Origin of the sequence: Virgibacillus chiguensis, from assembly GCF_900129865.1 — a bacterium.
GTDB classification, from domain to species: Bacteria; Bacillota; Bacilli; order Bacillales; family Amphibacillaceae; genus Virgibacillus; species Virgibacillus chiguensis.
On record NZ_FQXD01000003.1, the window covers coordinates 201812 to 215577 of the forward strand.

Genomic DNA, 13766 nt, shown 5'->3' on the forward strand with positions numbered 1-13766 from the left:
TTAATAATTTAATTGTGTAATGCCAGCATCAGTCGTCCTGCTAAATGATGTCCTAGGGAAATGGATGGTTTCGACAATACTGTCAAAAGAGCATAATCTTTCGTATTATACTTTTTATTTGCTGCATAAGCGAGTAGCTTTTTTAAGGCTTGTTCGATTGCTTCTTCATTATTAAATGAAAAGTAACAGCATAAATATAACTGATCTTCCAATGAAAGGGAGTCTTCCGATTCTTGTGATGCGTTCATTTTTCCCATAACAAATTCTTCATCTTGGAGAAGCCAAGCTGTATCGTCATCCTCTAAAAAATCAGGTAGAGAAATCTCATTTTTAAAGTAAGGGGTAAACCATCCTGTGATTTTCTCTTTTACAATGGATGAACTCGATGTAGTATGAAATTCTTCGGAGGCAATAATGGCTTCATCCAGCTCTCTTTTTTTATTTTGAAGTTCTGCAATATGACTTTCCAGCATTTTAGATGTATCTAGCATTAAATTAAGATTATTTTCAATGGAATTATCTTGATGGATTTTTAAAATATTATCTATCGACATTCCGCACGCTCTAAGCAAAACAATACCTTTTAGGCGTAATATCGATTCTGTATTAAAATAACGGTAACCATTTTCTAATCGTTCTATTTTAGGAAGTAAGCCAACTTTTTCATAATAGCGAATGGTATGAATGGAGATTTGAAGCAATTTTGCTACTTCCCCAACAGAGTATGTATCTTTCATCTTGCACCTCCTCGTAGATGTGTGGTCTATTACTATCCTTGTAATTTCGCACGTCTTTGGCTTATAGTATATACCCTAGAGTTACTCTAAGGTCAATAGTGCAAAATAAAAACGTACAAAAATTTTTACCTAAAATTTTAATAGTGAGAATATTATATAAATAACTGTTCACGCATCACTTTATGCATTACAATAAAAGTACAGTTACTACGTAAGGGAATGTTTGTTACATAGGAAAGAAGTGTTAAATTTTTGTAAATAACCGACGTTTTCATTCGTACTTTTGTTATGCTAATTGAAAAGGAGGTTGAAGCAAAATGAAGAAAAAGACCACCCTTAGTTGGGTGCTTTACGATTTTGGTAATTCTGCGTTTGCGACAACGGTTATGGCGGCGGTTTTACCGGTTTTTTATTATGATGTCGCAGCAGTTGGTGCAAATCAAAACTTAGCGGCTAGCTTTTGGGGGTATTCTCAATCTTTTGCTGTATTAATCGTAGCTATTTTAGCACCAATCTTAGGGGCGATTAGTGATTATTCAGCTGCGAAAAAGCAGTTTTTGCAGTTTTTTGCTTATATGGGAATGATCGCTAGTATTTTACTCGCTTTCGTTGGTGAAGGAGACTACATATTTGCGTCCATACTACTCATTATTGGAACGATTGGATTTTCAGGAGGGAATGTTTTTTACGATGCATTTTTACCTGAAATCGCCAAAGAAGGCGATATGGATAAAGTGTCTGCTGCAGGTTTTGCTTGGGGATATATAGGTGGCGGAGTGCTCTTAGCGATTAACATACTCATGATTTTAAAGTTTGATTGGTTTGGAATTTCAAATGCTACAGCGGCAAGTCAGCTAGCTTTTGTAACTGTCGGAATATGGTGGTTTTTATTTTCACTTCCACTTTTTCGTAATATTAAAGAAGAAAAGAAACAAGCTGTAAAACGGGATAAATCTTATGTAGCCATTGGTTTTTCTAGAGTTGGTACTACATTTAAAGATATAAAACAATACAAACAATTATTAATCTTTTTATTAGCTTTCTGGATGTATAATGATGGCATTTCTACCATTATAAAAATGGCTACCATTTATGGAAGAGACATTGGAATAGATGGAAACAGTTTAATTGTAGCTTTATTGATTACTCAGTTTGTAGGCATTCCTTGTACTTTTTTCTTTGGGTGGCTTGCTAGTAAAATAACGGCAAAAAAAGCTCTGTCGATTTCTTTATATGCATATACAGGAATTGTATTACTTGGATATTTCATGACATCCGCTTTGCATTTTTATTTGCTTGCTATTTGTGTAGGGGTTGTCCAAGGCGGAGCGCAGTCGTTAAGTAGATCGATTTATGGTCGAATGGTTCCAGAACATAAGCATGCTGAGTTTTTTGGCTTTTACGGTATTTCCTCTAAGTTTGCTGCTATTTTTGGACCGTTCTTATTTGGGCTTGTGGGGCAGCTATCAGGATCAAGCCGCTATGGAATTATCTCGTTACTTGTCTTTTTCATTGGCGGTATCCTTTTATTAAAGTTTGTGAATATAGAAAAAGGTATTGCGGACGCTGCAAGGCAAAACCCCGCTTCAGAAGCTGGGGTTATACTAAAATAGCCACATGCAAAGTACATGATTTAAATGTACCTATACAATTGGATCAGCATATTGGTTGGCTAGTTTTAACGCAAGACTCTTGCCAGTATCATAAGATATGTTGCCAATTTGCAGAGCTAACTCATGATACAGCTCATCATGTTGTTCTTTCCAATAACTATGGACAGTAGTTAAGATTTTTACACCTTCTGTTTTTGCCTGTTGATATAGTTCAATAAAGTTTTTGTTGCTTGGTTCTCTAGTTGCGGGGTGATACCAAGTATTTTTTTTCTCATTCAAATAATCCTTCTCATTTTCCACCGGTTGATGAGAATAGGATGAAATAAGGGAAGGGAAGAGACGGTTCTTCCACCCATATGGATCTGATAATATTTTTAAGGCTAATTTCATATCTTTATATGATTTTTGAATATAGAATGGAGTTGCTTTTAACTCTGGATAGTGTTTATTAATTATTTGATAAAGTAAGTGAACAATTTGTTTATCTAATTTCCTTCCAACGTCAATTTCTTTATAAACCGGTGTTTTCCATGTCTTTAAGTTATTGAACTTATGCAGCATTAACGTATCAATAATGATTTCTAATTTTTGATGTTTATTCCCTTCATAACCTGCGTAGTAATGAATGTATGGATGTGTATTGCGATCCAATATATGATGTGTAATGAAGCCAAATACATAAGCTTTTACTTGATTATCCATGGTTTTAGCTGTGTGTATTAAATCAAGTAAAAATGGCCCACATTTTGTTTCATGTAATGCTAAGCCTATTTCTTGAGCTTTTCCCTCTTTCATCCATGGCCAAAAACGGTGATAAAAGAAAGGATCAGGTCCTTGGGCGCCTAATTTCATCATGGGTTCGTAACTTGGAAATTGATGGGTCTTTGTTACCGCATCAGCCATTTCTTCACAAAACATAATATGAGTCCAAATATTGGGCATGACTGAATCCTCCTTCAAAGTACTCTCTAACAAAAGCAAATATCCTTACTGTGCATAAAATTTATGGAAGGCATCTTTTACATATTATAAAAGATATTCTTCAAAGAAGGGAATAAAAAGCCCGTACAATTTTGTGTCCCATAGAAAAACTTGGCTTATCACCAGAAAGTTTTTTTAAAAAAAGATAATAAAAAGTATAATTGTTAATGTAGGCAGGCTTTATAATTAAATTTAAGCTATTTTCTGATACAATAGAAATGGAGTATTTAACATAGGGAGGATATGTACAATGGAGTACCGTATAGAAAAAGATACGCTTGGAGAAATTCATGTACCAAAAGAAAAATATTGGGGGGCGCAAACACAAAGAAGTAAACAGAACTTTCCTATTGGTAAAGAGACAATGCCATTAGAAATAATTAAAGCGTTTGCGATTTTAAAAAAAAGTGCAGCTCTTGCAAATAAAGAACTAGGTCTTATGGAACCAAAAAAAGCGGAAGCAATTGAAGTAGCTGCAGATCAAATTGTTCGAGGTGAATTAACAGAACACTTTCCTTTGGTAGTATGGCAAACAGGTAGCGGTACACAATCAAACATGAATGTGAATGAAGTTATTGCACATGTAGGGAACAAGTGGTTGAAAGAACAAGGAAGTGAATGGACTTTACATCCTAATGATGATGTGAATAAGTCTCAAAGTTCTAATGATACATATCCTACAGCAATGCATATAGCTTTTGTATTGAAGCTGGAGGATAAAGTTCTGCCTGCTTTACGCACATTAAAAGATACATTGAAAGTAAAGATGGACAACTATCAAGATATTGTAAAAATTGGTCGAACACACTTGCAAGATGCTACACCCCTTACATTAGGACAGGAAATTAGCGGTTGGCATCGCATGCTTGAAAAATCAGAAATGATGATTGAGCAAAGTACTACTTATTTAAAAGAGCTAGCAATAGGCGGCACCGCTGTTGGTACAGGTTTAAACGCTCATCCAGAATTTTCGGAGCACGTGTGTAAACAGATAAATGCTACCACTGGTAAAAACTTTATTTCCGCTCCGAATAAATTTCACGCTTTAACGAGTCACGATGAGTCTGTTTATGCGCATGGAGCTTTAAAGGCGTTGGCTGCTGATTTAATGAAAATAGCTAATGATGTGCGCTGGCTTGCAAGTGGACCAAGATGTGGGATTGGAGAAATTAATATTCCAGCGAATGAACCAGGAAGTTCCATCATGCCAGGCAAGGTAAACCCAACGCAAAGCGAAGCAGTTACGATGGTTGCCACCCAAGTGATGGGAAATGATGCAACTATTGGTATTGCTGCTAGTCAAGGTAATTTTGAATTAAATGTCTTCAAACCAGTAATCGCATATAATTTCTTACAATCTTGTGAGCTTCTGGCAGATAGCATAGTATCATTTGATGAGCGTTGTGCAAAAGGAATTGAACCAAACTTAGAGAATATTGACAAAAACTTAAAAGATTCTTTAATGTTAGTAACAGCATTAAATCCACATATTGGATATGAGAATGCAGCTAAAATAGCCAAAGCTGCTTTTGAAAATAATGCAACCTTGAAAGATACAGCAGTCAAATTAGGTTTACTTACCGAAGAACAGTTCGAACAATATGTAAATCCTAAGGAAATGACCTATCCAAAGTAAATGAACAATGGGCTGTTGCGCTATCAGACTCTGATGGTGCAACAGCCTTTTTATGCATCATAAGAAAGCATGAATATCTCGTTTAGTATAAGTAAACGGTCGGTAAATTTTGTTGCTAAGAGACGAGGATAATCCAATTTTTCTACTCCATACAAACAGGAACGACCGCAAAAAGCACAATGTTCTTCATAATAGCAGATTTTTTAGAGTTTGAGCAAAAAGAGGCTTTATTTATTGATACTTGACGCTATCCAATTTTTTTTTAGGTCTGTAAGAGCTATTGCATATTCACGCAATAATAAATAACAGCGATTTTATATGCAACGCAACCCGCCTTTTCAGAAATAACCCTATTATTTACCAACTCTAATTTATCATAAGTAAAGAAATTCTGCTCACACTATAGGTACAGGAGGTGATAAATATGGCTAGAAACAGTTCAAATCAGCTAGTCGTTCCTGGCGTACAGCAGGCTCTTGATCAAATGAAGTATGAAATTGCTCAAGAATTTGGTGTGAATTTAGGTCCAGATTCTACTTCTCGTGCTAATGGATCAGTTGGAGGAGAGATTACGAAACGACTTGTGCAAACAGCACAACAACAATTAGGACCAAAAGCATAAATATGAATGGTGAAAAGGGAAAAGCCTCATAAAAGAAGCTTTTCCCTATTTTTAAAGATAAGAAATTATAAAATGAGGTACTTTTGTATAACAAAAATAACCGAATAGCGACGTCCGGTTTCAGCTCCCAGCAAATAGGCGACTTCACTCCATTGCCCTACGACAAGTCATCATCGGTTCGTTCTAAATAGGAAGGCCGACTAAAGACGGGCTTGCCGAAGAGCACCAGCATATTTCTGTTGCAGGAGCATGATTCCTAAAACTTTCGTTAATTCGTTTCAGTCGCTACGTTGCTAAACAGGTGCTCCGTGCCTATGTTCTTAATGAATACGTAATTCTGTTTCAATATCAAAAAAGTGCGCTTTATTCATATCAAGTGCTAAATCAATGTTGGAGCCGACATTAATATCTGTTCTCGAATCAATGCGAGCGATGAAATCTTGCTCATTAATCTTGGAATAAAGGAAGGTTTCAGCACCCATTAAATCAGCCACCTCTATGGTAGCGGTAATCTTTGTTTCTGGAGATGCTTCAATAAACACTGGCTCATCATGGATATCTTCAGGTCGAACACCTAAAGTAACTTCTTTATTTATATATCCTTGTTCACGTAATGGCTTTAATTTCCCTTCAGGCACTGCAATTTTCGTATCACCAATTTCAAAATGTGTTTCGGATAATTTTCCAGTAAAGAAGTTCATAGAAGGTGATCCGATAAAACCACCGACGAATACATTATCAGGATTGTCATAAACATCTTTTGGGGCACCAATTTGTTGAATGATTCCGTCTTTCATAACAACAAGTCGTGTTGCCATTGTCATCGCTTCTGTTTGATCATGAGTAACATAAATCGTAGTTGTTTGCAAGCGACGATGTAGCTTTTGAATTTCAGCACGCATTTGCACACGTAGTTTTGCGTCAAGGTTGGACAAAGGCTCATCCATTAAGAATACTTTTGCATCACGAACGATAGCTCTTCCTAGCGCTACCCTTTGTCGCTGTCCCCCGGACAATGCTTTTGGCTTACGATCCAAGTAAGGTTCTAGCCCTAATATTTTTGCAGCGTTCTTTACACGCTTATCAATTTCATCTTTTTTAAATTTTCTTAGCTTTAAGCCAAATGCCATGTTGTCATAGACATTCATATGAGGGTATAGCGCATAGTTTTGAAATACCATTGCAATATCTCGATCTTTAGGTGCTACGTCATTCATTTTCTTATCGTCAATGTAGAAGTCGCCATCAGAAATTTCTTCTAATCCTGCAATCATACGAAGCGTTGTTGATTTACCACAACCAGATGGACCAACAAAGACAATAAATTCTTTATCTTGGATATGAAGATTAAAGTCATCAACGGCAACATTTTTTTTGTCGTAAACTTTTTGAATATGTTCTAAGCGTAGTTCAGCCATTTTTATTCCTCCGATTTGAAAGCGTTTGATTAGCTAACTTAAGTATAGATAAAAGTTAGGAAATCGAAAATAGCAAACATGCACAAAGATATTATTCGTCTTTGTGCATGTTTGCTAGAAGTGCAAAATAGACAGTGACGGCCTCGTGAAATTGCCGAAGATCAATTCCAGTTTTTTCAATAAATTTATCTATTCGATATTGTAAGCTATTTCTGTGCATATATAATTTTTTGGCTGTAACGGATATATTCAAGTTACATTGTAAAAAAGTACGTATGGTTTGTAAAAAGTCTTTATCGGTCGCAAATTCTTGCAAAGCCACTTCAGACAAGTGATGTTGAAATGTGTCATCCGTTTGTTCTAACAATATGTAGGGCAATGCTTCTTGATATTTTAAAACGGCTTTAGTTGCATATTTGAACGCCGTTTTCGCGTAGGTCAATATATGCATATATTGAATACTTGCTTGTTGATAGCTATTTAAATAAGGTCCTACTAAAAAGCGTATGTTTACAGATAAGTCATTCATTAATACATCAATGATTTGTTCATATGGAATGCTTTCATCTTGGGCTCCCATCTTTTCTTCAATAAATACCCCTTCATTTCTGTTTTTCCATAAAATGGCTATTTCATAATCGAATAGTGTTTGAACCGATTCTTTAAACATCAACGGTTCAATTTGTTTTTCCTTCATAGAAAAATAAACAAATCGGTAGGAGGTTAATGGCTCAGTTGGGACGTGTTCAATGGATTGTTCGACAATGCTTTGCCATCGTATTTCTTTTTTCGTGGGATGTGGCAGGTTGGCTCGGTAAGGGGTAAGAAATGTTGCTAATAAATGTATATCTTTATCTGTTAAGTCTTGTTTAGGAATACCTACTTTCGTACCATTTTGTAATAAAAACCATTTATATACGGTTGATGTTGGCGAGGCGTCTTTTGGTTCTATAATAAGATTAGGAAATATTTTTTTTAGACGTTCGTTCATGTTGAAAACCCCTTTTTAAGAAGCTGTTTTTTACATTATAGCAGTAAAAGCAAGTTTAAAAAATAAAATACCTAATAGCCTGTCTTAAAACAAACGGTATACATGAAAGGCTTCGTTTGTTATAGTAAATGAGAAAGTGATTCGAAGGAGGAACAATTTTGCCAAATATTTATGATAGTGCATATGAATTAGAAACAGCAATCCGTGAAAGTGAAGAGTTTAAGGCTTTAAAACAAGCTTATGATGAAGTGATGAACGACTCATCTGCTAAACAGATGTTTGATAACTTTCGAGAAACACAAATGACTTTACAAGAAAAACAAATGCAAGGTCAGGAAATATCGGAAGAAGAAGTAGAAAAAGCAAGGCAAGTTGTTGAAGTTGTTCAGCAACATGAAGCAATTTCTAAATTGATGGAAGAGGAACAACGGCTTAATATGGTAATTAATGATATTAGTCGAATTATTACGAAACCTTTAGAAGAGCTTTACGGCCCAGAAGCAAACGCATAGGACACCACAATAAAGGCGTGGGGTGTCCGTTAAGTAACGTAGTGAATGGATGGTATTAATGGAGATAAAGGAATTATGCCATTAAAACAGGGATACGCTGACGCCTGATGGCAATCCCGTTTTTAGCCTGCCTTCCTCTTAGGGACGAACCGATGATGGTTTATCTTAGGGCAATGGAGCGAAGGCCTCTCGTTGTTCATCGATTGGTGGCAAAAGTGACTATTCGGTTATTTTGTTATACACAAGCACTTCAGTTTGTGATTTACTATACACTGAAAAAACTGCAGTTATTTCTGCAGTTTTTTTATGGTCTGGGGCAGCTGTAGATAAACTTACTAAGTTATTTAGTCACGTCTGGCTCCAGCGCCCAGCAACGAGGCGACTTCATGAAATGGACCTACGCTAAGTCATCATCGGTTCGTTCCTCACCGTGATTCCTTTATCTCAGTTGATTCGTTCCAGTCGCTACGTTGCTGAACGGGCGCTTGCGCCTTTGTTCTTGTCTAGGAAATTATAAAATTTAGCAGCTGTGGATAAACTTACTAAGTTATTTAGCCACGTCTGGCTCCAGCGCCCAGCAACGAGGCGACTTCATGAAATGGACCTACGCTAAGTCATCATCGGTTCGTTCCTCACCGTGATTCCTTTATCTCAGTTGATTCGTTCCAGTCGCTATGTTGCTGAACGGGCGCTTGCGCCTTTGTTCATTTAGTTTAAGAAAAAATACTATTTTCCCCATAAAGCTCTGGCATGAAGCTAAGTTTTCTAAACAATAAAGCAGGAATATGAAAAACTTTACCGAATAAAAGGAAGTAATGAAGTTTATTATGTAGTTCAAACAAAGGGGGAGTAGAAATGGGAACGACCGTTATTTATGAAAGTAAGGAAGGAATTTCGTATGTTCATTTGAATCGTCCGGAACGTTACAATGCGATTCATTTAGAGATGTTAGATGAGTTATTAACGACGATTGAAAAAGTGGAGGCAAATGACGATAAAGTTGTGATTCTTTCTGGTGAAGGCAATGCATTTTGCTCAGGTGGAGATATTTCCATGATGAATCAATTAGCAGACTATAACGATTTTGCATCCATTATGGATTTAATTGGTGAAATTACGTTGAAGTTATATATGATGCCAAAAATAGTAATCAGCGCTATTCAAGGATCAGCTGTAGGTCTAGGGCTGAGTTATGCATTGACTGCGGACTTTGTTGTAGCACAGCAAGAAGCAAAGCTTGGTATGTTGTTTATTGGCATTGGTTTAGCTCCAGATGGAGGGGGGCATTTTCTGTTAAAGGAGCGAATTGGAGCGCAACGGGCAAAACAATTTATTTGGAGTTTACAACAAGTAGATGCTAGCAGCGCTAAAAAGCTTGGATTGGTCGATGAATTAGCGCCAGAGCGCGTGATGCCATATGCCATTCAATTGGCAAATAAATTAAAACAGACACCTATACTATCTATGGTGGAAACAAAGATGATGTACCATTCACGCCAAAAAGAAACGCTTCTTGATTTTTTAGAAGCGGAAAAAGAGGCGCAGTGGAAGTTACGACAAACACAAGATCACGAAGAGGGTGTACAAGCTTTCTTAAATAAACGAAAGCCCGAATTTCGAGGGATTTAGGTGAAGTGAATAAACCGACTGTTAAAAGGTCGGTTTATTCGTGTAGCTTTAAAGATTTTCGTATAGACGTTACGTTTTTAGTATTCTATACGTCAACGATGAAACAAAAGAAGTTTAGCATCTGGTGTAACACAACGGTGTGTATGTTCGGAATAACCTTCCTTTTCTAATTTAGCTGTACCTATTTTTTTCGCTTCTTCATCATTTGTAGCTGTAAATGTTTCATCTAGCAATTTTTCACCAGATGGATCAAACACAGTCAATGTATAATTTGGCATAGTATCTTTCTCCTTTATTGCGTTTTAAAGTATTAAAGTTCGCATCTAGGCTGTTCTATTTTAATTACAGTGTTCACCTAAGTCTTTGGATATATATTGAAAATGTGTTTTGACTTTATAGTGTTAATTCGACAAAGAAAAGGAAACTCCTTCTTTCTATTTTATCCATAGAAAGTTTAAAACGATGGGAAAGGTATTGGGGATAATCGAGTTTTTCTAATCTGTCTCTATTGACAGCATAATAAATGTAAAGGAAGCTGTGCGTAAAGCTTACTTTACTAAAGAGGTTGAGAGAAGTGAAAACACTTATTCGTGAAAAACGTACTCAGTTCGATATGACACAAGAGGAATTATCACAAAAGTTGGAAGTATCAAGACAAACGATCATATCCTTAGAAAAAGGGAAATATAAACCGTCGCTCATACTGGCTCATAAATTGGCACAGACATTTAACTGTACAATAGAAGATATTTTTATTTTTGAGGGGGATGAGAATGTTAAGTGACATTTATCTCGAAAAACCTATTGTCATTTGGATATTTCTTGTAGGAAATTTGCTCTTACTTCCGATTGTTTATTTTATCACCCGAACTATTGGTAAAAAGAAACGTTTATTTGATGAACGACATAAAGAAATAATGAACCAAGCAAAAGCGAAGTCTTGGAATATTACTTTTTTTGTCCTTTTTTTCGCATATATTGTTATGATGCTGTTTAATTATTATTATCTGCATCTCATTGTAATGTCTATTGTTTTCCAATTACATTGTGGATCTTTTATGGTTGCTTCCGTTTATTTTAGATCAAAAGTAGAATGATATGAATCTTTTGCCGTTATTTTACGTATATGCTATTAGATGAATGAAAGAATTGTCTCACATGATCCTAAGATCAATATTTAGGTACATCTTAGAAATGTCAAAGGAATTGACATATCCAGTAATAGTAGGAGCAGGTAATCAATCGTTTGGAACTTCATGTGAGAGACTCCTGTGGGAAAAGGATGAGACCCCGAACTTTTTTTGGCAGACAAGTCATGCCTTGGGGGGGAAGCGACGGGTTCAAGCACGTATACAATTTCGATTCGGAAAACAAATAAACTGTTATTAATAAAGGCGTATATTAACGCCTAAATATAGTTAGAGAGGAGACGAAATATGTTACAACTAAAAGAAGTAACAAAGAAATTTGGGACTCATACTGCTGTTGACCAGCTGTCGTTGGAAATACCTGAAAGAGAAATGTATGGGTTTTTGGGCGGAAATGGTGCTGGGAAAACAACAACATTTCGTATGATTTTAGGATTATTAGACAAAACATCTGGAGACATATCATGGGAGGGAAAGGCAGTTAATTATGAAAAGAGTCATTTAATTGGCTATCTTCCTGAGGAGAGGGGACTTTATCCGAAGTTAACTGTGAAAGATCAACTTACTTATTTAGCAAGGCTTCGAGGAATGGGAAAGACAGAAGCAATTAAAGAGTTAAAATCTTGGCTTGATCGATTTCAAGTTCCAGAATATCTAAATAAGAAAGTTGAGGAATTATCCAAAGGCAATCAACAAAAAATCCAGTTTATTTCTGCGGTTATCCATAAACCAAAACTATTAATTTTAGATGAACCTTTTTCCGGACTGGATCCAGTAAATGTGGAAATGCTAAAAGAAGCGGTAGTGGATTTAAAAGAACAAGGGACATCGATTGTTTTTTCTTCTCATCGCATGGAGCATGTGGAAGAGCTTTGTGAGCATTTATGCATATTACATAAAGGCAAGCAAGTCGTTCAAGGGTCATTACGGGAGATAAAACGTTCCTTTGGTAAGAAAAACTTAAGTGTTTATGCTGACTTTTCCGTTGATTTTCTTAGCAATTTTCCTGGTGTTACGAAATATAAATCCGTTATGGAAGGGTGCGAGTTGCAAATTGAAAATGAAGCAGTGTCTCAAGGAATTTTCACTGCTATACAAGGCAAGGGATTTGTAAGAAAATTTGAGTTGGAAGAGCCGTCTCTCAATGATATTTTTATTGCGAAAGTAGGTGCTTCCTATGAATAAGTTTTGGATTATTTTAGGGCATACGTATACGACTAGAGTGAAATCGAAATCATTTATCATTACAACACTCATTACACTCGTCTTTATATTTGCTTTAACGAATATAAAAACGATTATTGATGTTTTTTCTGATGGGGAAAAAGATCAAATTGCTGTTATTGATGAGACAGATGAACTTTTTAAGCCACTTGCCGAAAATGTGGAACAAACCAATGAAGATATAGAACTTACGCTTTATGAGGACACAGAAGAAAAAGCAAAACAAGCGGTAGAGGAAGAAGAATATGCAGCTCTTATCCTTTTGAGTAAAAATGAAAAGCAACTGCCAAAAGCAACTTATTACGCGAATAGTATTTCCGAGTCAAGTTTACAAACAACGTTAGAGCAACAGCTACAGCAGCTGAAAACAATGTATGCTACAGAGCAAGCTGGTGTTGATCCAGCGACACTAGCTATGATTAATGAACCAGTAGTGTTTGATACCATTGCTTTAGATGAATCAGCTAAAACGGAAGAAGAACTGAATCAAGCTCGTGGCATTGTATACATCATGTTATTTTTGTTATACATGACTGTTATTGTGTATGGCAATATGATTGCCACAGATGTAGCAACGGAAAAGTCATCTCGAGTAATGGAAATTCTTATTTCCAGTGCATCGCCTGTGACACATATGTTTGCTAAAATTATTGGTGTAGCGTTAGTCGGATTAACACAAATAGTACTGTTTTTAGGTGCTGGTTATGCGCTTATTACTGCCAAAGATGAAGCAACTAAAGAGCTATTTGCGCAGTTTGGGATTGGTTCTTCTTCTGCGTCGATTTATATTTATGCGATCGTATTTTTTCTCTTAGGTTATCTTCTCTATGCGACACTTGCAGCCATGTTAGGTTCGTTAGTTAGTCGAATTGAAGATGCGCAACAAATCATTATGCCGATGACATTTTTAATTGTTATCGCATTTATCATCGCAATAAGTGGTCTTTCTACACCAGATGCCGGGTTTATTAAAATCACGTCGTTCATTCCATTTTTTACACCGATGATAATGTTTCTCCGAGTCGGTATGTTAGATATTCCTGTTTGGGAAATTGCCTTATCTATCGGTCTTTTAGTTGGAACCATTATTATTTTAGCGATTCTAGGAGCTAAAGTGTACCGTGGAGGAGTTCTCCTGTATGGTCGATCTAGTTCACTAAAAGATTTAAAAAAAGCACTAGCATTATCAAAAAAAGAAAAATAACTTATTGAAAATAATACAGTAAGTGTCGAAGCTCTGCTTTAAGGCAGAGCT

The 13766-nt window shown here is 36.1% G+C and carries 14 protein-coding genes; 9 read left to right on the top strand and 5 right to left on the bottom strand.

The features are described 5' to 3' along the window. Positions 1 to 8 precede the first annotated feature (8 nt). Positions 9 to 737, bottom strand: a complete 729-nt coding sequence (locus BUB45_RS05285) for a MerR family DNA-binding transcriptional regulator (protein ID WP_073006029.1) — start codon at positions 735 to 737, stop codon at positions 9 to 11. Positions 738 to 1054: 317 nt separating this feature from the next. Between BUB45_RS05285 and BUB45_RS05290 the strand changes: the two genes are divergently transcribed. Further along, on the top strand, positions 1055 to 2350 hold the full coding sequence (locus tag BUB45_RS05290) for an MFS transporter (RefSeq protein ID WP_073006031.1): 1296 nt from the start codon (positions 1055 to 1057) through the stop codon (positions 2348 to 2350). 30 nt (positions 2351 to 2380) lie between these two features. On the opposite strand, the gene BUB45_RS05295 is transcribed toward BUB45_RS05290, so the two are convergent. Further along, positions 2381 to 3292 carry a zinc dependent phospholipase C family protein gene (locus tag BUB45_RS05295; protein ID WP_073006033.1) on the bottom strand — a complete coding sequence of 304 codons (912 nt, stop codon included), beginning with the start codon at positions 3290 to 3292 and terminating at the stop codon, positions 2381 to 2383. A gap of 289 nt (positions 3293 to 3581) precedes the next feature. Between BUB45_RS05295 and fumC the strand changes: the two genes are divergently transcribed. Beyond that, complete coding sequence (gene fumC, locus BUB45_RS05300) at positions 3582 to 4967, top strand: class II fumarate hydratase (RefSeq protein WP_073006035.1); 1386 nt, start codon at positions 3582 to 3584, stop codon at positions 4965 to 4967. Between the two features lie 424 nt (positions 4968 to 5391). After that, a complete protein-coding gene (locus BUB45_RS05305) occupies positions 5392 to 5589 on the top strand; it encodes an alpha/beta-type small acid-soluble spore protein (RefSeq protein WP_073006037.1) in 198 nt (65 codons plus the stop codon). Between the two features lie 320 nt (positions 5590 to 5909). On the opposite strand, the gene BUB45_RS05310 is transcribed toward BUB45_RS05305, so the two are convergent. Further along, positions 5910 to 7007: an ABC transporter ATP-binding protein gene (locus BUB45_RS05310; protein ID WP_073006039.1), complete on the bottom strand. Its 1098-nt coding sequence runs from the start codon at positions 7005 to 7007 to the stop codon at positions 5910 to 5912. A 91-nt stretch (positions 7008 to 7098) separates the two neighbouring features. After that, complete coding sequence (locus tag BUB45_RS05315; protein ID WP_073006041.1) at positions 7099 to 7998, bottom strand: PucR family transcriptional regulator; 900 nt, start codon at positions 7996 to 7998, stop codon at positions 7099 to 7101. Positions 7999 to 8156: 158 nt separating this feature from the next. On the opposite strand from BUB45_RS05315, the gene BUB45_RS05320 reads away from it, so the two are divergent. After that, positions 8157 to 8510: a YlbF/YmcA family competence regulator gene (locus BUB45_RS05320; RefSeq protein ID WP_073006042.1), complete on the top strand. Its 354-nt coding sequence runs from the start codon at positions 8157 to 8159 to the stop codon at positions 8508 to 8510. Positions 8511 to 9365: 855 nt separating this feature from the next. Continuing rightward, positions 9366 to 10139 carry an enoyl-CoA hydratase-related protein gene (locus BUB45_RS05325; protein ID WP_073006054.1) on the top strand — a complete coding sequence of 258 codons (774 nt, stop codon included), beginning with the start codon at positions 9366 to 9368 and terminating at the stop codon, positions 10137 to 10139. 92 nt (positions 10140 to 10231) lie between these two features. Here the strand turns inward: BUB45_RS05325 and BUB45_RS05330 are convergent, their stop codons facing one another. Continuing rightward, positions 10232 to 10417 (bottom strand): YhzD family protein, encoded by a 186-nt coding sequence (locus BUB45_RS05330; RefSeq protein ID WP_073006056.1) that lies wholly within the window; start codon positions 10415 to 10417, stop codon positions 10232 to 10234. A 296-nt stretch (positions 10418 to 10713) separates the two neighbouring features. On the opposite strand from BUB45_RS05330, the gene BUB45_RS05335 reads away from it, so the two are divergent. From BUB45_RS05335 to BUB45_RS05350, 4 genes are all read left to right on the top strand, one after another. Further along, the gene (locus BUB45_RS05335; protein WP_073006058.1) at positions 10714 to 10923 is read left to right on the top strand and encodes a helix-turn-helix transcriptional regulator; all 210 of its coding nucleotides are present in this window, start codon (positions 10714 to 10716) and stop codon (positions 10921 to 10923) included. Continuing rightward, positions 10913 to 11236, top strand: a complete 324-nt coding sequence (locus tag BUB45_RS05340; RefSeq protein ID WP_073006059.1) for a hypothetical protein — start codon at positions 10913 to 10915, stop codon at positions 11234 to 11236. Before BUB45_RS05335 ends, BUB45_RS05340 begins: the two co-directional genes overlap by 11 nt. Positions 11237 to 11575: 339 nt before the next feature. Further along, positions 11576 to 12472 (top strand): ABC transporter ATP-binding protein, encoded by an 897-nt coding sequence (locus BUB45_RS05345; RefSeq protein ID WP_073006060.1) that lies wholly within the window; start codon positions 11576 to 11578, stop codon positions 12470 to 12472. Continuing rightward, positions 12465 to 13715, top strand: a complete 1251-nt coding sequence (locus tag BUB45_RS05350; protein WP_073006062.1) for an ABC transporter permease — start codon at positions 12465 to 12467, stop codon at positions 13713 to 13715. The genes BUB45_RS05345 and BUB45_RS05350 overlap by 8 nt, the downstream gene beginning before the upstream one ends. Positions 13716 to 13766: the final 51 nt, after the last annotated feature.

What these genes read in the sequence shown, in the direction of transcription:
- BUB45_RS05285 (WP_073006029.1), bottom strand. Translation starts at nt 737, where the DNA reads ATGAAAGATACATACTCTGTTGGGGAAGTAGCAAAATTGCTTCAAATC.
- BUB45_RS05290 (WP_073006031.1), top strand. Translation starts at nt 1,055, where the DNA reads ATGAAGAAAAAGACCACCCTTAGTTGGGTGCTTTACGATTTTGGTAAT.
- BUB45_RS05295 (WP_073006033.1), bottom strand. Translation starts at nt 3,292, where the DNA reads ATGCCCAATATTTGGACTCATATTATGTTTTGTGAAGAAATGGCTGAT.
- fumC (WP_073006035.1), top strand. Translation starts at nt 3,582, where the DNA reads ATGGAGTACCGTATAGAAAAAGATACGCTTGGAGAAATTCATGTACCA.
- BUB45_RS05305 (WP_073006037.1), top strand. Translation starts at nt 5,392, where the DNA reads ATGGCTAGAAACAGTTCAAATCAGCTAGTCGTTCCTGGCGTACAGCAG.
- BUB45_RS05310 (WP_073006039.1), bottom strand. Translation starts at nt 7,007, where the DNA reads ATGGCTGAACTACGCTTAGAACATATTCAAAAAGTTTACGACAAAAAA.
- BUB45_RS05315 (WP_073006041.1), bottom strand. Translation starts at nt 7,998, where the DNA reads ATGAACGAACGTCTAAAAAAAATATTTCCTAATCTTATTATAGAACCA.
- BUB45_RS05325 (WP_073006054.1), top strand. Translation starts at nt 9,366, where the DNA reads ATGGGAACGACCGTTATTTATGAAAGTAAGGAAGGAATTTCGTATGTT.
- BUB45_RS05330 (WP_073006056.1), bottom strand. Translation starts at nt 10,417, where the DNA reads ATGCCAAATTATACATTGACTGTGTTTGATCCATCTGGTGAAAAATTG.
- BUB45_RS05340 (WP_073006059.1), top strand. Translation starts at nt 10,913, where the DNA reads ATGTTAAGTGACATTTATCTCGAAAAACCTATTGTCATTTGGATATTT.
- BUB45_RS05345 (WP_073006060.1), top strand. Translation starts at nt 11,576, where the DNA reads ATGTTACAACTAAAAGAAGTAACAAAGAAATTTGGGACTCATACTGCT.
- BUB45_RS05350 (WP_073006062.1), top strand. Translation starts at nt 12,465, where the DNA reads ATGAATAAGTTTTGGATTATTTTAGGGCATACGTATACGACTAGAGTG.